General features: G+C 36.9%; 21 protein-coding genes and 1 riboswitch. Of the genes, 4 read left to right on the forward strand and 17 right to left on the reverse strand.

The genetic code is table 11. The features are described 5' to 3' along the window. Positions 1–38: 38 nt before the first annotated feature. From NG809_RS07565 to NG809_RS18410, 4 genes are all read right to left on the reverse strand, one after another. Positions 39–1,049, reverse strand: coding sequence for a homocysteine S-methyltransferase family protein (locus tag NG809_RS07565; protein WP_262149440.1), 1,011 nt, complete (start codon positions 1,047–1,049; stop codon positions 39–41). 156 nt (positions 1,050–1,205) lie between these two features. Next, positions 1,206–2,372 (reverse strand): O-succinylhomoserine sulfhydrylase, encoded by a 1,167-nt coding sequence (locus tag NG809_RS07570; protein ID WP_262149442.1) that lies wholly within the window; start codon positions 2,370–2,372, stop codon positions 1,206–1,208. A gap of 97 nt (positions 2,373–2,469) precedes the next feature. Continuing rightward, positions 2,470–4,014 carry an ACT domain-containing protein gene (locus NG809_RS18405; protein WP_262149443.1) on the reverse strand — a complete coding sequence of 515 codons (1,545 nt, stop codon included), beginning with the start codon at positions 4,012–4,014 and terminating at the stop codon, positions 2,470–2,472. Positions 4,015–4,016: 2 nt separating this feature from the next. After that, on the reverse strand, positions 4,017–4,955 hold the full coding sequence (locus tag NG809_RS18410; protein WP_262149445.1) for an alpha/beta fold hydrolase: 939 nt from the start codon (positions 4,953–4,955) through the stop codon (positions 4,017–4,019). Between the two features lie 66 nt (positions 4,956–5,021). Beyond that, a riboswitch (SAM riboswitch) is annotated at positions 5,022–5,134 on the reverse strand. A gap of 185 nt (positions 5,135–5,319) precedes the next feature. Between NG809_RS18410 and NG809_RS07585 the strand changes: the two genes are divergently transcribed. Together NG809_RS07585 and NG809_RS07590 are read left to right on the forward strand one after the other, a co-directional pair. Beyond that, the gene (locus tag NG809_RS07585; protein ID WP_262149447.1) at positions 5,320–7,932 is read left to right on the forward strand and encodes an MGH1-like glycoside hydrolase domain-containing protein; all 2,613 of its coding nucleotides are present in this window, start codon (positions 5,320–5,322) and stop codon (positions 7,930–7,932) included. Positions 7,933–8,202: 270 nt separating this feature from the next. Further along, the gene (locus tag NG809_RS07590) at positions 8,203–9,879 is read left to right on the forward strand and encodes a T9SS type A sorting domain-containing protein (RefSeq protein ID WP_262149449.1); all 1,677 of its coding nucleotides are present in this window, start codon (positions 8,203–8,205) and stop codon (positions 9,877–9,879) included. Between the two features lie 71 nt (positions 9,880–9,950). Here the strand turns inward: NG809_RS07590 and NG809_RS07595 are convergent, their stop codons facing one another. From NG809_RS07595 to NG809_RS07630, 9 genes are all read right to left on the reverse strand, one after another. Then, entirely contained in the window at positions 9,951–10,376 is a 426-nt protein-coding gene (locus NG809_RS07595) for an OsmC family protein (protein WP_262149451.1), read from the reverse strand. Between the two features lie 105 nt (positions 10,377–10,481). Beyond that, positions 10,482–11,207 (reverse strand): CPBP family glutamic-type intramembrane protease, encoded by a 726-nt coding sequence (locus NG809_RS18415; protein ID WP_396124833.1) that lies wholly within the window; start codon positions 11,205–11,207, stop codon positions 10,482–10,484. A gap of 42 nt (positions 11,208–11,249) precedes the next feature. Beyond that, a complete protein-coding gene (locus NG809_RS07600; RefSeq protein WP_262149452.1) occupies positions 11,250–12,572 on the reverse strand; it encodes a DUF58 domain-containing protein in 1,323 nt (440 codons plus the stop codon). A gap of 31 nt (positions 12,573–12,603) precedes the next feature. Beyond that, a complete protein-coding gene (locus NG809_RS07605; protein WP_262149453.1) occupies positions 12,604–12,933 on the reverse strand; it encodes a hypothetical protein in 330 nt (109 codons plus the stop codon). Positions 12,934–13,058: 125 nt separating this feature from the next. Next, positions 13,059–14,087 (reverse strand): AAA family ATPase, encoded by a 1,029-nt coding sequence (locus NG809_RS07610; protein WP_262149454.1) that lies wholly within the window; start codon positions 14,085–14,087, stop codon positions 13,059–13,061. A gap of 63 nt (positions 14,088–14,150) precedes the next feature. After that, complete coding sequence (locus NG809_RS07615) at positions 14,151–15,308, reverse strand: hypothetical protein (protein WP_262149455.1); 1,158 nt, start codon at positions 15,306–15,308, stop codon at positions 14,151–14,153. Positions 15,309–15,324: 16 nt separating this feature from the next. After that, positions 15,325–16,119 carry a DUF4129 domain-containing protein gene (locus tag NG809_RS07620; RefSeq protein ID WP_262149457.1) on the reverse strand — a complete coding sequence of 265 codons (795 nt, stop codon included), beginning with the start codon at positions 16,117–16,119 and terminating at the stop codon, positions 15,325–15,327. Continuing rightward, a complete protein-coding gene (locus NG809_RS07625; protein ID WP_262149458.1) occupies positions 16,112–17,074 on the reverse strand; it encodes a DUF4013 domain-containing protein in 963 nt (320 codons plus the stop codon). The genes NG809_RS07620 and NG809_RS07625 overlap by 8 nt, the downstream gene beginning before the upstream one ends. After that, on the reverse strand, positions 17,058–18,041 hold the full coding sequence (locus NG809_RS07630) for a stage II sporulation protein M (protein ID WP_262149459.1): 984 nt from the start codon (positions 18,039–18,041) through the stop codon (positions 17,058–17,060). Before NG809_RS07630 ends, NG809_RS07625 begins: the two co-directional genes overlap by 17 nt. A 27-nt stretch (positions 18,042–18,068) precedes the next feature. Here NG809_RS07630 and NG809_RS07635 point away from each other — a divergent pair, with 27 nt between their 5' ends. Continuing rightward, on the forward strand, positions 18,069–18,818 hold the full coding sequence (locus NG809_RS07635; protein WP_262149461.1) for an RDD family protein: 750 nt from the start codon (positions 18,069–18,071) through the stop codon (positions 18,816–18,818). A gap of 111 nt (positions 18,819–18,929) precedes the next feature. Then, positions 18,930–19,220, forward strand: coding sequence for a GNAT family N-acetyltransferase (locus NG809_RS07640; protein ID WP_262149462.1), 291 nt, complete (start codon positions 18,930–18,932; stop codon positions 19,218–19,220). Here the strand turns inward: NG809_RS07640 and NG809_RS07645 are convergent. The 4 genes from NG809_RS07645 to NG809_RS07660 form a co-directional block, all read right to left on the reverse strand. Further along, positions 19,206–20,180, reverse strand: a complete 975-nt coding sequence (locus NG809_RS07645; protein ID WP_262149463.1) for a glycosyltransferase family protein — start codon at positions 20,178–20,180, stop codon at positions 19,206–19,208. The genes NG809_RS07640 and NG809_RS07645 overlap by 15 nt on opposite strands. 1 nt (position 20,181) lies before the next feature. Continuing rightward, entirely contained in the window at positions 20,182–21,006 is an 825-nt protein-coding gene (locus tag NG809_RS07650; RefSeq protein WP_262149464.1) for a UDP-2,3-diacylglucosamine diphosphatase, read from the reverse strand. A gap of 273 nt (positions 21,007–21,279) precedes the next feature. Then, positions 21,280–22,020 carry a YebC/PmpR family DNA-binding transcriptional regulator gene (locus NG809_RS07655; protein WP_262149466.1) on the reverse strand — a complete coding sequence of 247 codons (741 nt, stop codon included), beginning with the start codon at positions 22,018–22,020 and terminating at the stop codon, positions 21,280–21,282. 93 nt (positions 22,021–22,113) lie between these two features. Next, entirely contained in the window at positions 22,114–23,592 is a 1,479-nt protein-coding gene (locus NG809_RS07660; RefSeq protein ID WP_262149468.1) for an OmpA family protein, read from the reverse strand. Between the last annotated feature and the right edge of the window lie 73 nt (positions 23,593–23,665).

A 23,665-nucleotide genomic window follows, 5' to 3' on the forward strand; every position in this document is an offset into this window, starting at 1 on the left:
AGTTTTTACACTCGTTCTAAACTTTCAACAATCAAAAATCATACAAAATCCTTTACTTTTCTCGGTTCGTATTTGTCGACCAGTTCGGCAATCGCTTTGATGTGTTCAGGCGTTGTACCACAGCATCCACCGATGATATTGATCAATCCTTTTTCCACATATTCTCTGATCTGAGCAGCCATCTGATCCGGCGATTCATCATACTGCCCGAACGCATTCGGAAGACCCGCATTCGGATAAGCCGAAACATGGAATTCTGAATTGTGCGCCAGTGTTTCCAGATAAGGCGTCAGCTGATTGGCTCCCAAGGCACAGTTGAAACCTACGCTCAGTAAATTTAAATGAGAAACTGAAATTAAAAACGCTTCGGCTGTCTGCCCGCTCAACGTTCTTCCTGAGGCATCGGTAATCGTTCCCGAAACCATAATCGGAATCTGAATTCCTCTTTCCTCCTGAATTTCGTCAATGGCAAACAATGCCGCTTTTGCATTTAGTGTATCGAAAATAGTTTCTACCAAAAGAATGTCTGAACCTCCATCCAACAAAGCTTCTGACTGTTGTTTGTAAGCCAGTCTCAAGTCTTCAAAAGTAATTGCGCGGTAGCCCGGATCGTTCACATCCGGACTTAAGCTTGCCGTTCTGTTGGTTGGTCCGATGGAGCCTGCAACGAATCTCGGTTTATCAGGATTTTGAGCTGTGAACTCATCACAAACTTTTCTTGCGATTTTAGCTGACTCAAAGTTAAGTTCGTACACCAGATCTTCCATGTGGTAATCTGCCATTGCGATGGTCGTTCCGGAAAAAGTGTTGGTTTCCAGAATATCTGCTCCTGCTTCCAGATATTTCCTGTGAACTTCTTCAATTGCGTGAGGTTGAGTTAAAGAAAGCAGGTCATTATTTCCTTTTACCGGATGTTCCCAGTCTTTGAAACGCTCACCACGGTAATCTTCTTCTTCGAATTTATATCGCTGAAGCATGGTTCCCATTGCTCCGTCGAGAATAAGGATTCTTTCGGAAAGGGCTTTGTATAGTTGTTCTGAATTTTTCATTTTTATTTAATACTAATTACACGAATTATATTCGAATTTTTCAAATTTTTGCGCTGAATCTCTCTTGCAGCCCGACTTGAACGGAGCTCTTTTTGCCGCAGCGCAGCGGAGGCAAAAAAGCGGGAGTGGAAGGCGGATACAGCTGCCCAAATCATTCTACTCCAATGCCTGCTTCAAATCGGCAATAATATCATCCACATTTTCCAGACCTACCGAGCAGCGAACCAATCCTGCAGTGATTCCTACTTCATTTCTCTCTTCATCAGAAAGTTTGGAATGCGTTGTAGATGCCGGATGAGTGACAATGGTTCTGGTATCGCCCAAGTTTGCAGACAGTGAACACATTTTTATTTTATCTAAAAAGTTTCTTCCTCCTTCAATTCCGCCTTTGATTTCAAAAGCAACGACGTTTCCGCCTAACTTCATTTGCTTTTTGGCAATTTCATAGCTCGGATGCGATTTTAAAAACGGGTACTTTACCAATTCCACATTTGGATGATTTTCTAAAAACTCTGCTACTTTCAAAGCATTTTCGCAGTGTCTTTCTACACGAATCGCCAAAGTCTCTAAACTTTTCGACAAAACCCATGCATTAAAAGGTGACATTGCTGGACCCGTATTTCGTGCAAAAAGATAAATTTCTCTGATTAAATCTTCTCTTCCAACGGCTACTCCGCCCAAAACACGACCCTGACCGTCAATCAGTTTTGTGGCTGAATGCACCACCAAATCGGCTCCGTATTTTATCGGCTGCTGAAGGTAAGGCGTCGCAAAACAGTTGTCTACAATGAAAATCAAATTATGTTTTTTGGCAATTCGTACAAAAAATTCTAAATCTAAGACTTCAATCGCTGGATTGGTCGGCGTTTCTAAGTATAAAATTTTTGTGTTGGGTTGAATATATTTTTCTACGTTTTCAGCATCTTCGGCTTTGAAATAAGTCGTTTCAATATTCCATTTCGGGAAATATTTTGTGAACAATGTGTGCGTGGAGCCGAAAACCGACTGACAGCTTACGATGTGGTCTCCAGCATTCAACAAAGTTGCAAAGGTAGAGTAAATTGCGGCCATTCCTGTGGCAAAAGCGTAACCTGCCTCAGCACCTTCCATTTTGACGATTTTATCTGTAAATTCTGTAACGTTCGGATTTGAAAACCGGCTGTACAGATTTTTAGATTTCTCTTCGGCAAAACTCGCTCTCATATCTTCTGCATCCTCAAAAACAAAGCTTGAAGTAAGATATAAAGGCGTAGAATGCTCGTCAAACTGAGTTCTTTCGGTTTGTGTTCTTATCGCGAGGGTTTCGAAATTTTCGTTTTCCATTTTTTATATGAATTTGATTGATAGGATTGCATCCTATCCTTTATTAAATCGTCCCGTTGGGACTTTTTACATTTCTACTTTATACTTTTTACAAAACCTACTTCGTTTCACTTAATCTTAAAATATCTCCAAAAACACCGCGGGCAGTTACTTTTGCGCCGGCACCAGCTCCCATGATAACGATTGGGTTTTCGCCGTAACTTTCGGTATAGATTTCGAAAATTGAATCTGAACCTTTTAACTGTCCCAAAGCGGAAGTTGCGGGAACGGAAATTAATTTCACATCCAGTTCACCTCTTTCTTTCTGTAAATCTCCGTGCAGATCGCCAACGTATCTTAAAACATGATTCGATTCCTGATTTTTCTTGATTTGATCGTATTCCTCGTCTAATTCTTCCAATCGTGAAAGAAATTCCTGTTTTGAAACTGAAAGCAAAGCTTCAGGAACCAAATTCTGAATGTTGATATCACTAAATTCATTAATTAAATCCAGTTCTCTCGCTAAAATCAAAAGTTTTCTTGCGACGTCGTTTCCGGACAAATCCTCTCTCGGATCTGGTTCGGTAAAACCTTTTTCTAAAGCTTCATTAACGATCGTGGAAAATTTATCATCGCGCAAAGAAAAATTATTGAAAACATAGCTCAGTGTTCCGGAAAACACACCTTTGATTCTCGTAATATTCTCTCCGGAAAGGTGAAGAAGCTTTATCGTATCGATTAGAGGCAAACCTGCACCTACGTTTGTTTCATAAAGATAACGTTTGTTATTTTTGTTCAACGTATATCTTAGTTTACGATATTCTTCAATCGGAAGCGTGTTGAAAATTTTGTTGGAAGAAACCAGATCAAAACCATTTTCTGCCAAAGCCTGATAATTTTTCACGAAGTCAACACTTGCTGTGTTATCTACAACAATCAGGTTTTCAAGTTGATTTTCCTTTGAGAAATTAATGAGTTCAGAAACATCAGAAGATTTTTCGGCCGCAAAAACTTCGTCACTCCAAGTATTGTCAAAACCTTTTTTATTGAAGGCAATCTTTCTGGAATTGGCCACTGCCACAACTTTCAGGTGTATATTTTTTCTTCTTTTAATTTCTTCTGAAGAATGTAAAACCTGCTCAATTAATGTCTTTCCAACATTTCCATGACCGATAATTGCCAAATGAACCGTTTTTGGTTTTTTAAAAATTTCCGATTCAATGATATTTTTAGTTTTCTCATCCTGAGAAGACGTCACCACAATATTGATTCGCTTTTCGCTTGAATTTTGATTTAAAAGCAACGGAAAAACATTGTTTCTCGCCAGTTCAGAAAGTATTTTATTTAAATCATCCGCCACAAAACCTATGACAGAAACATTATTGATGCTGTAAATCTGAGAAACCTTACCTGATTTTCTTTCTTCGGCAAATTCCTCGATCAGACAGGTTACTGCTTTTTCAGAATCATCTTCGTGTACCAGAATTGACAAACCGTTCTCAACGGCTTGCTGAGAAATTACGCCCACGCTGATTCTCGCTAAAGTAAGCGCTTTAAAAACCCTTCCATCAATCCCTATTTCACCAAGGAAATCTGCTCCTTCAAATTTGATAATTGATCTGTTTTTTAAAAATTTTATTTCGTTTGCATTAATCTTACTCATCTCTACAAAATATTTTTTATGATATAATTTAACTGTTGATATTCCATTAAAAAGGCGTCGTGCCCATGAATTGATTTGATCTCGTGATAGAAAACATCCTCTTTTTCCTTTCTCAGCTTTTCAAAACACATTCGGATTTCAGAAGCAGGGAAAAACAAATCGGTATCTACGGAGATCATGTGCATTCGTGCTTTGATTTTATTTAAATCTTTATCGTTTGCATTGATGTTCATCAGTAAGTGATTCATCAGCTTATAGGATTCTAAACTAAATCTATCGTTTAAAGAATTTCCGTGATAAACAAGCCAATCTTCAGATTCTAACTTCTGCTTTTCCTGATTGAATTTATTCTGAAACCTGTCATTTAGAGACTGTGGTGTTCTGTAGCACAACATCGCATGAATTCTTGCTTTCTGAAGTGGCTCATCATTTCCGTTCAGTAAAAATTTCTGAACAAGACATTGAGCGTGCAGCCAGTCATGAGTTTTGGAATCACAGGCGATCGGAATGAATAGCTCAGCCAGATCTGGATTTTTAGCCAGCATTTCCCAGCCAATTCCACCTCCGAGCGATCCTCCGATAATCGCGTAAACGTTTTTAATATTTAAAATTTCTAAACCTTTCAGAAAAATATTGGCTATGTCTGAAGGCGTAAAATCTGCGTAGTCATCAACAAAAAAATCATCATATCCGTTTCCGGGAATATTGAAACAAAGCATTGTATATTTATTGGTATCAATTACCTGATCTTCACCAATCAACTGTTTCCACCAACCTTTTTCTCCGGAAACGTTTGAATTTCCGGTTAAGGCATGATTAACTAAAATGATGGGTGCAGAAAACAGGTCTTTCCCAAAAAGCTGGTAGCTCAATGAGATATGGTATTCCTTTTGGGAATCGGTTTGATACGGAAAATTAATATATTGCAGTTCTGTTTTCAATTCTATTATACTTTTTGATAATACAATTTGAAAATGCCATGAGAAATGGCTGAAAAGAACTTCAGTAAGTTATCTGTCCAAAAAATAAAAACTTTTGGTAGAACGTAGCACCTTCTTCGCTTGCGCAAAGGGTTGCTAAGGTTTCACAGGGTCTGTCCCTCAACCTTTCTTGATAACATTTTCAATATGTGAATGATCGAATGGTGCAAAGATATATCATTATTTTTAAATATTAAAATAATTTAATTTAACATTGAAAAATACCTCTAATAAAGCAGAAAAGGGCTCTGTTAATAATAATTCAGATACTAAAAATTGGTTTTCTGTCAATAAAAAATTAAATTCGTAAAGAAAAAGGAGCTTTATGAGTGTAGAAAAAGAAAGACTGAACAGCCACGACTGGCAAAACTGGGGACCATACGTAAGCAACAGGCAATGGGGAAATGTGCGGGAAGACTACAGCCCAAACGGTAATGCATGGAATTTCACCAATCACGACAGTGCTGAAAGCTACACCTACCGCTGGGGTGAAGAAGGCATCGCCGGAATCTCCGATCACAAACAGCTTCTTTGTTTTGCGCTGTCTTTCTGGAACGGGAAGGACAAAATGGTGAAAGAGCGTTTGTTCGGTCTCAGCAATCCGCAAGGGAATCATGGTGAAGATGTGAAAGAACTTTTTTACTACCTTGACAACACGCCTACTCACAGCTATATGAAGATGCTGTATAAATATCCCATCAATGAATTTCCTTACGATGATATCCTGAATGAAAACGCAAGCCGCAGCAAAAGGGAGCGTGAATACGAGATTATAGACACCGGAATTTTTGATAACGACGAATATTTTGATATTTTCATTGAATACTGCAAGGCAGATAAAAACGATATTTTAGTCCGAGTGACCGTTCATAACAGAAGCAAAGTGGATGCACCACTTACGGTATTGCCTACGCTTTGGTTCAGAAACAACTGGAAATGGGGTTACAATGAATATAAAGGACAGCTCAACTCTTATTCAAACAATCACATCAACATTTACCACGACAGTATTGGAATTAAAAAACTTTATACTAAATCTTTAGGCGAAACACTTTTCTGCGAAAACGAAACCAACAGACCAAAAATCTACGGCTGCCCTGAAAAGGAAAACACTTACTACAAAGACGGAATTAATAATTATATCACCAAAAACGAAGCAACCGTAAATCCTGAAAAACGTGGTTCCAAGGCTGCGATCTCAATCAATAAGGTGATAAAAGCAGGTGATTCTGAAGTTTTTGAGTTTAATCTCTCTTCGGAAGAAACGGACAGCCCGTTTGAAAATTTTGATCAGATTTTTGCACAGAGAATAAATGAGGCTGATGAATTTTATAAAAACATTCAGGAAGAAATTTTAAATGAAGATGAAAGAAATGTTCAGAGACAGGCTTTTGCAGGTCTTCTCTGGAACAAACAGTTCTATCACTATAACGTTGGAAAATGGCTGAAAGGAGATCCTAATTTTGAAGCTCCCAGAAATTTCAATGATTATGTAAGAAATGTAGAATGGGATCATCTTCACAACAAGGATATTATCTCAATGCCCGACAAATGGGAATATCCCTGGTATGCGACGTGGGATCTGGCATTCCATTGTGTTCCGTTTGCCATCATTGACGCAGATTTTGCAAAAAACCAGTTGCTTCTATTGACCAAAGAATGGTACATGCATCCAAACGGACAAATGCCTGCCTATGAATGGAATCTGAGTGATGTGAATCCGCCTGTACATGCGTGGTCGTGCTTCAGGGTTTTTAAAATTGATGAAAAACACAACGGGAAACCGGATCTTCTTTTTTTGGAAAAAGTGTTCCAGAAGCTGCTTCTTAATTTCACGTGGTGGGTCAACAGAAAAGATAAAAACGGGCAGAATATCTTCGGTGGAGGTTTTCTTGGTTTGGATAACATTGGTGCCTTTGACCGTAATATGGAACTGAGAGACGGTGAACATCTGGAACAGGCCGATGGTACCAGCTGGATGGCAATGTATGCACTCAACATGATGAGAATTGCCATGGAACTGGCTCAGTATTATCAGGTTTATGAAGACATGGCAATCAAGTTCTTTGAACATTATCTTTACATCGCCGAGGCCATGGAAAATCTTGGTGAAGGCACAAAAGGTCTTTGGAATGAAGAAGATGGCTTTTTCTATGACGTTTTACAATTGCAAAGCGGTGATGCGGTTTCGTTGAGACTGAGAAGTATTGTCGGATTAATACCGTTGTTTGCGGTAGAAATTATCGATCATCATTTGCTTGAAAAGATGCCGAATTTTCAGGGAAGAATGGAATGGATTCTTAAAAACAAGCCCGAGCTCGCCAAACTAGTTTCCCATTGGGATGAAGAAGGACAGGGGCGTAAGCATTTAATGAGCATCGTAAGAAGAACGCGGTTAACCAAAGTGCTGACAAGAATGCTTGATGAAAAAGAATTTCTGAGTCAGTATGGAATTCGTGCCATGTCTAAAGTGTATGAAGAAAACCCATTTATTTTTTCGATAGACGGCGTTGAGAATATTGTTTACTATACTCCTGCAGAAAGTGACAGCCGGATGTTTGGAGGAAACAGCAACTGGCGCGGCCCGATTTGGTTTCCTATAAATTTTCTGATTGTGGAAAGTCTTCAGCGTTTCCATTTTTATTACGGAAACAGTTTTAAGGTAGAATTTCCTACGGGAAGCGGCGAAAAGAAAAATCTTGATGAAGTAGCACAGGACATCAGCCACAGACTTTGCTCAATATTTTTGAAGGATGAAAACGGCAGAAGAGCTTTCAACGGCGAATATGATAAATTTAATTTCGACGAGAACTTCAAGGATTATATCACATTTTTTGAGTATTTCCATGGCGACAATGGTCGTGGTGTAGGAGCTTCTCACCAAACCGGCTGGACGGCTACTGTTGCTAAACTTTTGAAACCGAGAATGAATTTTTAATACATCATCTGAATTAATTTTAAAATTAAATTCGTAAAAAATCCTCTTTCTAATTTGAGAGAGGATTCTTTTATATCTGAAGTATAATTAAAAACTAAAAAGGCAAAAAATTACGGTTTTATCAAATTCCTGGTTTCGAACATTCACAAAAATATATGACAAAATCACAATTTTAAATTAACAACAACAATAAGTGAATCATATTGCTGAAAAATTAAAATAATTGCGAAACAATTATTATATTAGCAGTTCAAATCAAATTATTAATTTATGAAAACAAAACTACTGTCTGTAGCTGGGGTTGTTCTGTCCAGCATTTTAGTCAATTCATTAAATGCTCAGGAATACCAGCCGATTTCGTTATCAGGCTTTAATGCCGATGTAATTGCAAATGGCGTTGGAACTTCGGCAACGTCTACAAATAATGATGTGGATGGGGTAAGCTATAATTTTATATCAAGAGACTTTCAGCTTACAGCAACCAGCACTCCACTCACATACGGCTTACCTACAAACGGAATTATCAGTACTGCTGTGGCTTCAACATCTGGACTCCAGTATCAACTTGCTCCTTACAGTTCTAATAATTCTCTAAGGTTAGAAACTGCTGGTACTTCAGGGACATTAACATTATCCACTCCTGTTGCAGCATTAAGTTTATATATGCTGGCCACTGGCGGAAGCGGCGCCTGTACAGTAGATGTAACCGTAAATTTCTCTGATAATACGACACAGGTTTTCGCAGGACAAAGTATTTCAGACTGGTATGGAGGCACCAATTACGCCATTCAGGGGATTGGTAGAATCAACAGAAACAATGATAATTTGGAATCCGGCGGTGGTACCAATCCAAGACTTTATCAGATTCCAATGGCAATTTCTGCAGCCAATCAGTCAAAACTTATTCAAAGTATTACGGTAACTAAGACAGGAACAGGCGGAATACCTAATATTTTTGCTTTCTCAGGTGATTTATACACCAGCTGCCCGGCTCCTACCAATTTCACATCTACTACAACGATGAATAGTGCAACCGTAAACTGGACAGCTCCTACAACAGCCCCTACAGCTGGCTATCAGTATTATCTTACAACATCATCTACTCCACCTACAGCTACTACCACTCCATCCGGAAGTGTAGCTGCCGGTACAACAACGCTTAATTTACCAGGACTTCAGACCGGGCAGACATACAATCTCTGGATCCGTTCAAACTGTGGAGCGTCACTGGGATTCTGGAAAATGACCAGCTTTACGACAGGACAGATTTCAGTAACTTATTCAGCCGGCGATATTAATACAGAATTTAATAGCTCTGTAAGTGCAACAAGCACAACCAACTGCCCTGGAACTATGTCTGTTACAATTCCTGCCGGATACAAAATTAATTCAACAAGCGTTTCTTACAATATGACCACCGCAGATAACGGATGGATGTCGGAACAAAGAAGTATTTTGGTATGTTCGACTAATGGAAATACAGAGTCTGCCATATCCTCAGGAAGTGGTAGTAACGCAGGAACATTTTCCTATAACAGAACAGGCCTGGCGCTTGCTAATGATCTGACAGGCACTGTAAATTTTGAACTTCGTGCATGGAGAACGTATGGCGGATCTGCATGTTCTGCAACGCACAATAAAGTAGACAACAATACATGGAAAGTGACTGTTACCCTGGAAGCCCTTCCTCAACTGGCAACGGCCGAAACTCAAAACAAAACAAAAGAGATCTCTGCATATCCTAATCCTTTTCAGGATGTGTTGAACATTAAAAATCATGGAGATATCAGAAAAATAACGATCACAGATTTCTCTGGAATTAATTTAAAAACAATTGAAAAGCCATCAGCTACAATTCAGTTATCTGATTTAAAATCTGGCGTTTATATTCTTACTTCTATTATGAATGACGGTTCTGTAAAGAGCATGAAAATTATCAAAAAATAGATTCTTATAAAAGATAAAATCCGTTCTGCAAAACAGAGCGGATTTTTTTATGCTTAAAATTTTTCTAAATTTTATAAAACTACTTTTTCTCCATTGACAAAAACTTCGTAGCTGATTTCTACATTCGGTTCCAAAGTTTTTGAGACGGAACAGTATTTTTCAAAAGATAATTCTGAAGCTTTTAATGCTTTTTTTGGATCGATATTCCCTTCCAGGAAGAATTTTACAATCATTGATTTAAATGGTTTTGCATCATCAACGGGAATTCTTTCGCCTTCCACTTCAGCTTTGAAACCTGTGATTTCCTGTCTTTGTTTTTTCAAAATTGAAACGACGTCAATTCCGCTGCATCCTGCTACCGCCATCATGACGCTTTCCATGGGAGAAACGCCTTTTGCTCCAGGTTGCGAAGTGTTATCTAAAAGAATTGAATTTCCCTGTGCGTTGGTGCATTCAAATAAAAAATCGTCATTGATTCGGTTGAGGGTTATTTTCATGAGTAATGAGTAATGAGTAATGAGTGTAAAATTACAAAATCAATTTTGAAATTTTATAAGTACAGAAAATCTCTTTAGATTAAAATATATCATCATCAGAATAATTCATAGAAAATACAGATAAATTATTAAGGTAGGAATCAGATTATTCAAAATATGCACAGACAAACAATATAAAAAGCCATATTTTATTCTTATGAAACCTGCAGTAAGTCCAAAAATCAGTTGAGGCAGTATTATCAAGGGATATACTAAATATTTATCTAAACTTATTTGAAAATTTGATATATGTAAAAAAGCAAAAATTAGTGATGAAATATAAAATACAGTTCGGAAATTATTCTCAAAAAAATAAGCAAGCATTCCTTCATATTTCTTATAAGCAAAATAAAAGATGATTCCAATAAGAATTGAAATCATTAGTGAGGATATGATTCTTATCAAATAATAATTTTCGCCGATAAATATGTCCCGAGTTTTAAGGAAGTTATTAATAATTAAAAAAAATAATCCAGCAGTAGTAAAGGACAAGTTACATCTTGAGTAAATTAGCGATAATCTAAATACTATTTCTTCTATCAATGGTAAAAAGAAACATGATAAAAAAATATAACCAAAATTCAGATCAATATGTTCAGCTTTTCTTTGAGGTGTATCAATAAAATAATAAACAGCAATTGAAATAGAAGTACTTAATATTAAACAAAATAAGTAAATAAAAAATGTTTCAGAAATTTTCCTGTATAAAGGCCTATGCGACGTTATTAAAAGTGGCGTAAAAATAAATTTAAAATAATCAGCGAAAAAAGCAAACTTAATGAGATATGACATTATTAGAGATAGGGATAAAGAGCTGTTTAATTCTATCTTAATTTACAAAATTCCTCTTGCTTTAATCTCAAGATATTTATTAATCACCTCAATATTCAGATTTTCGGGAAGGGTGTAGACAGAAAAAATTCCGTATTTTCGGAGTTCCTGAATGATGAGTTTCTTTTCAAATTCAAATTTCTCGGCGATGATCTGGTCATAGACTTCCTGAGTGTTCTCAGGTTTTTTGCCGATAAGCTGATGCAGTTCAGAATTTTTGAAGAAAACCACGACGAGTAAATGATTTTTGGCAATTCCTCGAAGGTATTTCATTTGGCGGTTGAGCCCGTCTAAAGTTTCAAAATTGGTAAAAAGCAAAACCAGACTTCTCTGATTCAATGAAAATTTTACGTCCTGATACAATCTGTTGAAATCACTCTCAAAAAAATCGGTTTTCACATTGTATAAAGCTTCGGAAATCTTTTTCAGTTGGCCAGATTTATTGTCTGCAGCTACTTTGTTTTCTGCTTTTTTAGAGAAAGTCATCATTCCGGCTCGGTCGCTTTTCTTCAAAATAATATGTGATAAAGCCATGGACGCATTGATGGAATAATCCAGTAAACTCAATCCTTTGAAAGGCATTTTCATTGTTCTGCCTTTGTCAATAATCATGAAAATACGCTGCGATTTTTCGTCCTGAAACTGATTTACCATCAACCTGTTGGTTTTGGAAGTCGCTTTCCAGTTCACCGTACGGATGTCATCGCCAGGAACGTATTCTTTAATCTGCTCAAATTCCATCGTGTGTCCCAGCTTTCTGATTTTTTTGATGCCGCCCAAAAGGACTTCATTCTGCAAAGCCATTAATTCATATTTCCTTAAATGAATAAACGAAGGATACGTTGCCAGCATCGCATCTTTCTGAAATCTGAATCTTTTTGCCACAAATCCCAATGGCGAAGATGCGTAAACATTTAAAGCTCCAAAACTGTATTCACCACGCTCTTTTGGCTCTAAAATATATTGGAAATAGGCGTTTTTTCCACTTTCAATCTGCTTTTTAATTAAAAAATTCCTCTTCTGAAACTGAAATGGTATTTCATCAATCACATTGACATTGACTTTAAAACTGTAATTATTTCTAAGGTCAATCTTCACTGGATTTTCGTCACCGTTTGAAAGTTTTTCAGGTAAAATTCTCTGTGCCGAAATGTTTTCTTTTCTGCTGAATAAAAACAGGGATTCCACCATTGCCGCAAGAAAAACCAGCAGCAGTAAAACATGCGCCACGACCATCATCCACGGAAAGAAGAATGCAAAAACATACACAATTCCCACTATGATGAGCGCCAGAAAAAAACGGGTATGGATGTAGAGATTTTTCATTGATTTTAAAGTTAAAAGTCTTCAGACTTACTTATTGTGAAAGGATGTAGTATATTTCTTTTTCATTCTTATTTTTTAAGATGAAAAATCTTTCTACCTTAATAATTTCAAGATTTGTTTTATCCATCATTTCCAAATTAAGAAACCAATTGGGTTTATTTTTACTGTTATTTCGCATTTCATTCTCAAATAATTCTACATTAATTTCCTGATTTTTTGAAAAAATTGAGTCATATAATTCTGAGTTTTTGTAGCTAAATTTCCCAAATGCATTTTGGGAATCTAAATAAGAGATGTTTCTTAATTTAGTAGCGTCAGAATAAATAATTGGCGGAAACCAGCCCTTATTTCTTTGATTCATTTGATTAAACTCATCAAACGTTTTGTAATTCTGCTCATACCCATTACTACAACTCAAAATACAAGTCATTATAATAGACATTATCAAAATTCTCAGTTTGCTCATACAACTCAAATATTCAGATTCTACCTCGGAATTTCAATTCCTTCTAAAATCTGTCTGATAATTTCGTCGGCGGTAAGACCTTCCATTTCACGCTCAGGAGATACGATTACACGGTGTCTTAAAACAGCAAAACTCGCTTCCTTGATGTCTTCAGGAGTTACAAAATCTCTTCCTCTCAATGCAGCAAAAGCTTTTGATGCTGTAAGCAATGCCAAACTTGCTCTCGGAGACGCACCCAAATATAAAAACTGATTTTCTCTTGTATTGGAAATGATTTTAGCGATATATTCAATCAGCTGAGATTCTACAACGATTTCTTTTACTAAATTCTGATAGGTTTTCAGCTGACTTGCTGTAATTACTTTGTTGATACCTTCAGTCTTATCTTCAACACGGCTTTCGTGCTGGTTTTTGATAATGGCAATTTCCTGTTCTAAATTTGGATAGCCAACATTGATTTTAAATAAAAATCTATCCAGCTGAGCTTCCGGAAGACGGTATGTTCCTTCGTGCTCGATTGGGTTTTGGGTGGCGATGACGATGAAAGGTTCATCCATCTGATAACGGATTCCGTCCATCGTGATTTGTCTTTCCTCCATCACTTCAAATAACGCGGATTGCGTTTTCGCAGGTGAACGGTTGATTTCATCAATCAAAACAAAGCTTGAAAAGATAGGACCTTTTTTAAATTCAAATTCAGAATTTTTGACGTTAAAAACTGATGTTCCCAAAATGTCCGAAGGCATCAAATCCGGTGTAAACTGAATTCTGCTGAAATCGACCTCGATCGTTTTTGCCAAAAGCTTTGCCGTGATGGTTTTTGCCACTCCCGGAACGCCTTCAATCAGAACATGACCGTTGGAAAGTAATGCTGCGAGCAAATGCTCAATCATATCTTCCTGACCTACAATCACTTTTGCCAGTTCAGATTTTACTTTTTGCAGACTGTTTTTCAGATCGATCATGTCGATTCTCAATTCGAAGTTATTGTCTTCTTTCTGCAGATTGATTCCTTTGTTTTCTGTATTTTGATTTTCAATGTTTTCCATTGTTTGTTTTTTTAATGTTTTAAATTAGATCGAAGAATTTTAACCTGTGATTTAATTTTATAATTATTTCAATATTTCATCCAGCAATTCATTCATTCTCACTAAATCTTCCTTCATTACCGATGCATACGGATCCTGAGCTTTTTTGATTAAAACGATTGCTTCATTTATTTTTTCTTCGCTTCTTCCTGTTTTCAGCTGAAGTTTTTTAGCAAAATCATCATCTATATTTTGGGTATCGATTAATAGATCAAGTCTCACCTTATGAAGAAAATACTGTGCTTTTTTAGCCATCATTTCATGGAAATCGCCTTCCTGCATGTAGAGATTTCCAATACTTTTCACAAAATCCACAGAAGAATTTTTTAACGGATCGATAATGGGAACAATTCTCTGTTTTCTTTTTGCGTTGAAGAAAATGAACAAAATCATTCCGGCTAGCAAAAGCCACCACGCATATTTCAGCGCTGGATTGCTCAGAATAAACCTCATAAAAAACTGCGAGTTTTCACTTTTCTTATCCGTAAACCAAAGCGTTTCCCTGTCCGGTAGATACGAAAGAACATCCTGTGCGTACTGCGTATTCCCTTTTTTCAGAAGATAATAATTGGTGAGAAATAGCGGTTCTGAATGTACGTAAAAATGACCTTTCCCAAAATTGGCTTTTATAAAACCTGCCTGATCATCCGATTCTTCCGAGATAATTTTACCCAAAATTTCTATTTCAGGTTTAACAAATGTGAAACCCCGTCCTCCCGGAAATTTTTCAATTTTCACATAGCTGTTGGAGAACTTTTTATCTGTGAGTTTCAGTACATTGCTTTCAGAATAAGAAAAGTTTGAAGTATAAAAACCGATACTGTCTGAAATATCCTTCGGAACGTGCTGATTGATGATCATTGCATCTGAACCTTTGGCAACTTCATCCATGATTTTCTTCCACGATTCCAGATCAAGCTCAGTTTCCAGAACAAAAATATTGTGTGGTTTCCGGTCTGAACTTTCGTAATAATCGTATGGGTTTTCTGAGATTTTTTTGAGTTTATCTTTAAATAAAAATTTTGCCTCATGATCAAAAATATAAAGACCAAAGGGTGATTTTTTGGAAGTCTGAAAATTTTTGCGCCAGTCTGTAACCTCAGTTTTATTGAGTTCAAGCAACGCTATGACCGCCAGAATGATGGCGAAAATTACAGCATATATTTTGAAGGTTCTGTTCATTTTTTTTAAATCTGATTTACGGTTTGAATGACTGAAACTGCTCTTTAAACTTAAGGTAAGAATTGTGATCTACACCAAACTCGCCATACCAGATGTAATCGAAAATCAAAGCCAGATCTGAGAATTTATTTTTCAGATTTTCGTCTTTTATTTCGTAGCTGTAATCTTTATTTGTTTTCTCGGGATTCCATGAAATTATTTTTTTATCACTGAGTTTTTTTAGAATTAAAAGGAACTGATAGCGTACCGCCAGACGGTATTCTGCAGAGTTTTCAAACTTTGCGATGGTATCTGAAAAATTAATTTCATGAATATTTTCGTGCAGATCTTCATCTTTAATATCGATAGTTGAATTTTTCTTTCCGAAGAAACCGATGTTTTTACCGATCAGAAATCTTATTAGAAAATAGATGATAAATCCTGCCAGAATGATCACAAATATTCTCAACAGAATTTTTCCCAAACTGAAAGATGAGTTTAAATTGTTACCGAAAATACTGTTTAAAAAACGGTCGACCTTCCGCATCAGTCTGTCCCAGAAAGATTCACGGGGTTTTATCGTTTCGTAATTAAATTCCTCATCTTTGTATCGGGACGGAATATCTTCTTTAAATTTTCTGCTGTAAACTTCATTTTCAGTCTGAGGCCTTCCTTTCAGCAATGAGTCTGATGCCACCATCCCGTCAAACGGACTTTCTTCCGAAACCATCTGCTCAACAGAATCAATTTCCACGTATGCGGAATCATAATCCTGTGCAGTGGCAGGATTAGTGAGAGAAAAAATGCTTAAAATTATAATCAGCTTACGCATTCAGACCGATGGTATCAATTTCTTCCATTTCCAGCTTCTGGTGTAAATCTCGCCGGCTGTCGAAGTACAGCAAACCTGCATTTACGTAAAGAATATTCATCAGTAGAGAAGACATGATGATTGAAATTCCGTAAATAATCATAATGACTGCACCAAAACCTCCTCCGAACGGATTCTGCTCAAATCCATTATCTGAAGTAGTCGTAGCAAGTCTCATCATTAAAATAATCATCGGAATCGCTGTGAAAACAGATGTGATGACGTAATACAAAACAAAAAGAATGATGGTGGAGCCCCAATATTTCCAGTAAGGCGTTTTTTCTCTCCCGTTTGAATAGGAAAACTGAGATCTGATCGCATAACTCAGGCTTTCAAAGAAACCACGGTCTGTATAAACAAAATCGTAAACCAAAAATGTAATTGCGTTGAAAAGTGTAGGCACCACGAAAATCAGTACAGGAATTCCTATCAGTATCAAAACCATCGCATACGAAATCGCAAAAAGCACGAATGCCGCAGGAATCACCAGAAGTATTAAACCAAAATACAGTTGAATAAGCTTTCTGGAATTGCTTTTCAGATCAGAAATAATATCTTCAACGCTCACCTGCTTTTGTCCATTGGCGATTCGTCTGACATAAAATACAGGATACAGAAAATTGAGCATCATCAGAAAAGAATAAATCAACATGATGATAATTCCCGTGATGATCGTTAGCCCGAGATTATCTTCAAAATATCTTTCAAAAAAATAACTTTGCCCTTCCAAGTTTCCGTTAAAAAACTGCCCTAACAATTCTCTGAAACCGAAATACATTACCAAAACCAAAAGAATCAGCACCATCTCGTTGATGAGAATAAAATTTTTAAAATAATTCTTTCCGTTGGATTTGAAGAATGCAAAACTGTCGGTGATAAATGTTCCGAAGTCGCGCTTTTTATAAAATGTGATCATTCGCTAAGAGTTTTTGCTGTTTTGCAACATAGTTGGGATAAATAATATAGTAGCCGCCGATTAAAAAGAGCGAACCTAAAATAATAATAAAGTTGAGTACCAAAGGCATATTTAGAGCATGTCTCGTCACATATCCTTCAATAATTCCGGCACAGATGGTAAACGGAACGGTACTTAAAAATATTTTAAATGAATCTTTGAAACCTTTTTTAAGAGAGTTGAATCGCGAAAGCGTTTTTGGAAAGAGGATGGACGCTCCTAAAATCAATCCGCACATCGCTTCGATAATCATAGAAAAGATTTCGAAAGTTCCGTGAAGCCAGATTCCTTTGGCACTGTCTGCCAACGCTCCGTAATCGTAGAAAAAATACTGGAAAGAACCCAGCATCACACAGTTTGAAAGGTAAACAAACAGAGTTCCGACACCTGCAAAGAGACCAAACAGATACAGTTTTGCACCCACCTGAATATTATTAAACACAATCCCAATCGTACTTCCCCACGTAGAACCGCTCTGGTAAACACCCACCGCATTTTTGTTTTTGATATTTTCAACGGTCATATTTACGTAATCTTCACCCAGAATGATATTGACAAATTCTTTATCATAAACCGCAGAAATTAACCCAATGCAGGTGAACAGTAGAAAAAAAGCAAAAGCATATCCCAAATACCTTCTGTACTGGTGCACCAGCAGCGGAACTTCAACAGCAAAAAAATGGAAAAGCCTGTTCTGCTCTACCCTTTTGGTCTTATAAATCTTTTGATAGATCTGCGAAGAAAGATGATTGAGATAAACCACCGTATTGCTTTTCGGGTAATAAGTCTGGGCAAAAGAAAGGTCGTTGATCAGGTTGATGTAGAGAGATGAGAGCTCATCAGGATTTTTTTTCAATTTACCCTGAATAACCTCCTCTATTCCCAACCATTTTTCTTTATTTTGTTTGATGAAATAAACTTCTCTCATAATTGTAAAGCTAAAATAATAAAAATTATGTCTCAAATTGCGATAAATACATCACAAAATGTTAATATTAATTTTAACATATCCAATATTGGTGAAAGATTTCTGGCATTTTTGATCGACGGCGCAATCCGGATTGCTTACCTTCTCCTGATCTACTATGTTTTTTTTGATTTTTTTAATCTGAACAGGTATCTGATGGGCATGGATCAGTGGTCGCAGAGAGCCATTTCGATCGCTATCGCATTTCCGGCCTCTATTTATCCATTGGTAATGGAAAGTCTGATGGAAGGGCAAACCCCAGGAAAAAGAATTATGAAAATAAGGGTGGTGAAAATCGACGGATATCAGGCAAGTTTCGGAGATTATCTTATCCGTTGGGTGTTTAGAATTATTGATGTAACTTTTTTGGGAATAGTGGGTCTTGTCTCTGCCATCGCCACTAAAAACAATCAAAGATTAGGCGATATCGCTGCCGGAACTGCTGTGATTTCATTAAAAAATAACATCAACATTTCGCATACGATTCTTGAGAAACTACAGGATGATTATATTCCGACATTCCCACAAGTGATTGCTTTGAGCGACAATGATATGAGAATTATTAAAGACAATTTTCTTAAAGCATTAAAAATTGACGACAGACAGGTGATTACCAAACTTTCAGACAAAATAAAAAGTATCCTCAAACTTGAAATTGATCCTCAGCAAATGACCGAAAGACAATTCATTGGCGTGGTCATCAAGGATTATAATTTTTATACCGGAAGAGAAAGTTAGTAAGATTTAAAACCAGGATTTAAATTTAAAATCAATTTGAGGAAATTGTGATTGAATTTCTTACTCTGTTAATCGGTTCAGTTTTTGTAAGATTTTATTTAAATTAAGCTTATGACATTCACTAATAATAAAAGCGGAAACGGCGGCGTGATTACCTTGAACAACGAGATCAGCGAGGTCGGAAGATTGACTTATACCATTTTCCCTGAAGACGAAAAGCTGATTATTTCATTCGTTTTGGTTCACGGTCAGTTTGAAGGCCGTGGAATGGGGAAATTTTTGGTAGAAGAAGCCATCAGATTTTCAAGGGATAACAATTGGAAAGTTTATCCTCACTGTTCATACGCCAGAGCCGTGATGCGCAGAATGAATGACGTGGAAGACATTTTACTTGAAAGGTAAAACTTCTGTTACCAGAATATCTTCAATATTATCGGGATAATTTACCCTCAAATGTTGTCTGGAATTGACCCAGTTTTCAATTTCTTCTTTTCTGAGGGTTTTCGAATTGGGAATTCCCAGTAAATCTAAAGCAGCAGCGTTGCATTCCTGTTCGTACTGGTTATGAATAGGAATGACAAATAGTTTTTTATCCAAAAATAAAGCCTCTGCCGGAGTTTCAAAACCTGCGTTGCATAAAATACCTTCACAGCTTTCGAATGCCTTTAAATATTCAGTTTGGTCGATTAGGAAAATCTCAACATTTTTTTCTTTAAAATAAAGTTTGGAATATTTTGAAAAGACTTTCCATTCAACAGCAATCTGACTTAAAATTTTAATAATATTTTCATCCGAAAAACTCGGTAAATACACAAGATAAAATCCTTTTTTTGAAGCGTTAAGTTCTCGGATTTTCTTTCTTATTACCGGCGTTTTGATTTGATCATGATAGGATTCAAAATGAAAACCAATACGGTGTTCGCTCGGAACATAATACTTCAGAATCTGCTCACCAAAAAAATCTTTTCTCGCTGGTTTAGGAGTTTCCTTAAAACTCATAGAAGCCTGATGGCTCAGTTCCAGAAAACGGATTCCCTTTGTTTTGCAGGCCCATCCGGTCAAAGGCTCGTAATCGTTAATGATCAGATCATATTTAGAAAGATCAAGAGATTTGATGGTATTAAAAGCCTTGAGATAATTATTTTCAAACAGAATTTTAGAATATGAAATCCCTCCTGAATTATTGTACAGAAGCGAAATTCCTTTATGCTGAAAATCAAGCTGAAAATCTGCTTTCAGCTGTGACTGATGCCCGCTGATGAGCGTTTCTACATGACCATATTTCTTAAGCAAAGGAACAATTTCCTGTGCTCTTGCCATGTGGCCGTTTCCTGTTCCCTGAAAAGCGTAAAGAATTTGCATATCACGAAAATTGAGTTACAATTTGCATCAGCTGATCGCTGTTGATGTCCTGAATTTCATCCGTCTCATCGTCTTTCAGATTATGTTTATGATCATCATAATTAAATATGGACCACTTTCCTTCATTGTATTCCAATGCCGACAGATTTTCAATCCAATCCCCTGAATTTAAATATAAACAGGAACCTTTTTTATTCTGAACTTCTCTCATTTGAGGCTGATGAATATGGCCACAAAGCACGTAATCGTAACCATTGTCGATGGCTAATTCTGAAGCTGTCAGCTCAAAATCACCGATATATTTCACGGCTTTTTTTACGTTGTTTTTAATCTTTTTTGAAAATGAATATTTCTCACGACCCATTTTCTCCAAAAACCAGTTAACCATATTATTAATGACAATCAGAAGGTCATAGCCTTTTCCGCCGAGTTTGGCAATCCATTTCGAATGTTGAACGGAAGCATCAAAAACGTCGCCGTGGAAGATCCATGTCTTTTTCCCGTCAAGAGTAAGGTGAAGTTTGTTGCAGACTTTAAGTTTACCGAGCTCAAAATCTGTGAATTTCCGAAACATCTCGTCGTGATTTCCGGTGATGTAGAATACATCGGTATTTTTTGTGGCCAAGGAAAGAAATTTCTTGATGACCTTTAGGTGGGGTTTAGGAAAATAAGACTTTTTAAACTGCCAGATATCGATAATATCTCCGTTTAAAACTAATGTTTTAGGTTGAATAGAATTCAGGTATCTGAGCAACTCTTTGGCTTTACATCCATAAGTTCCCAAATGCACATCTGAAATGACAACCAGCTCAACGTTTCTTTTCATTTGCCGAGATTTTTTTCTCTCAGATCAAATGTGATCGCCATAACCGTAAGTATTTTGATTAACCAATGATGGCGATGTCACAATTGATTCTTATGCAAAGAAAGTGATTGAAAATGAACTGTGTATGAATGCAATATTATTTTTCCTGCTGTCTGAAATTTGAGTCATAAAATAGCCACGAATTCACGATTTATTCAGTTTTCTTTGAAAAAGATTTTAAATAAATTCGCGAATTCGTGGCAAAATATTTTAGCCGTTGAAAAACTGTTTGACTTATAAAGATTCTAACAATTCGTCAGTAATTTCCATGTTGTGATAAACGTTTTGTACGTCATCATCTTCTTCAAAACGGTCAAGCATTTTCATATTTGCCTTAAACTGTTCCGCCGTTACTTCTTTTATATTGTTTGGAATTCTCTGCAGCTCTGCACTTTTAGCTTCGATTTTCAGTTCATCTAACTTGTGTGATAACGATCCGAAATCTTCAAACGCAGTCGTAATCATTACCTCTTCATCGTCTTTTTCAACATCTTCTGCACCACCGTCGATCATTTCCATTTCAAAATCATCCCAATCCATTTTGATTTGAGATAAATCTATCGTGAAAATTCCTTTTCTGTCGAAGATAAATGCCAACTCACCGTTCTTACCTAGGTTTCCGTCGAACTTATTGAAAATCGCTCTTACGTTAGCCACCGTTCTGGTTGTATTATTCGTTGTACATTCTACGAAAAATGCAACACCACCCTGCCCGTAACCTTCGTAATTGATTTCTTCATAGTTTTCGGCATCAGCACCGCTGGCTTTTTTTATAGCTCTCTCCACATTGTCTTTTGGCATGTTGGCACCTTTTGCATTCAGAATACATCTTCTCAATGCAGGGTTGGCTTCCGGATCGGTTCCTCCGGCTTTTACCGCTAAAGCAATGTCTTTACCAATTTTTGAAAAGGTCTTGGCCATTTTATCCCAACGAGCCATTTTCGAGGCTTTTCTATATTCAAACGCTCTTCCCATTTTATGTATTATATTTTGACAAAAATAATTAAAATCAACCACAAAAAAAATACCCCCAGATATCTGGAGGTATTTATTATTTAGAAAAATTAATTATTTTCTTTTTTTAGCCGGAGCTTTTTTCTTAGCCGGAGCTTTTTTAGCAGGAGCAACTACATCTTCGTAGTCTTTCTTCTTGATAGAGTTCCACTCATTCATATCTGAAACCGCTCTTACTTTTACAACTCTGTCTTTTTGTCTCTCAGCATCAGAAGCTTTCTCAGAAACTGTTGCTTTAGATTCACCAACACCTATAGATTTAAGGGCGTCAGCATCTACACCTCTTGCATCTAAAGCAGCAACTACAGAAGCAGCTCTTTCTCTAGATAATTTCAAGTTGTAAGCCTCAGATCCTTTAGCATCAGTTCTACCTTCTAATAAGAAGTGAGCACCTGTTGCACCTTTGATGATAGTTGCAGCTCTGTCTAATGCAGGAGCAGACTCAGCTTTAATTGTAGCTTTGTTGAAGTCGAAGTAAACATTGTTAAATTCTTTTTCAACTTCTATACCTACTACCTCAGCTGGTTTAGGACATCCGTTGTATTCAGGAAGACCTGGAACTGTAGGACAAGCATCATCTTTATCTAAGATACCGTCATTATCCTGATCTGGCCAAGGACAACCGTTGTTTTCAACCGGACCTGGTACTGAAGGACAAGCATCATCTTTGTCGATTACACCGTCACCATCTGTATCTGGCCATGGACATCCACCGTTTTCAACCGGACCAGGTACATCTGGACACTGATCGTCTTTATCTGGAACGCCGTCACCGTCTGTATCAGGACATCCCTGGAATTCTGGTAAACCTGGTGTATCAGGACATAAATCGTCTTTATCTAAGATACCATCCTTATCTCTGTCTCTGTTTCCGAATCTGAACAATAGGGAAGCAGAAGCCTGCCAAAAGTTAGCATAATCCGGCTTGTCAATTGGAGTTCCAACATAATCTCCCTGAACACCTACACCGAAGTTTTTAGTTACCCAGAAGTTTGCACCTGCACCGGCAGATACTGTAAAGAAGTTAGCTTTACCGTTAAGGTCACCATCATTGTCATGAGTATACCCTAATCTGTCTGTTCTTGGGAATGTAAGACCAGTGTAGTCTTGTCTTAAATAGTTAGCACCTACTCTCAAGTAAGGATCAAACCAAGATTCTTCGTCCCAAAGAAGACCTGCTGCTTTAGCCTGTAAACCAAGACCTGTCATCAACATAAACTCTTTCCCTGTGTTGAATCTTTGATTTTCAACATTACCTACAGTAGTAGACCAATCGATAACGAAACCTTTGGTGATGTTTCTTGCTACCATTAGCTTTGAAAGCGGTGGCGTGATCGAAAAATTGTTCATATTGAACATAGTTTTCGTTAAGTTTCTAGCCGAAAAAGTTTGGCTGAACTCTCCACGTACTGCTTTATGATTTTCACCATGAGCACCAACTCCGATTAACCACGGATTGTTGGTAGTCTGTGCGAAAACAGTAGAAGCGACAGTAAGTGCCAATACTGAAATTCCTAATTTTAGATTTTTCATAGAATTAAATGATTAAATAATTGATATTGCAAAATAAATATAATTTTTCTTTATAAACAAAGTTTTCCAGATG

Origin of the sequence: Chryseobacterium foetidum, from assembly GCF_025457425.1 — a bacterium.
GTDB classification, from domain to species: domain Bacteria; phylum Bacteroidota; class Bacteroidia; order Flavobacteriales; family Weeksellaceae; genus Chryseobacterium; species Chryseobacterium foetidum.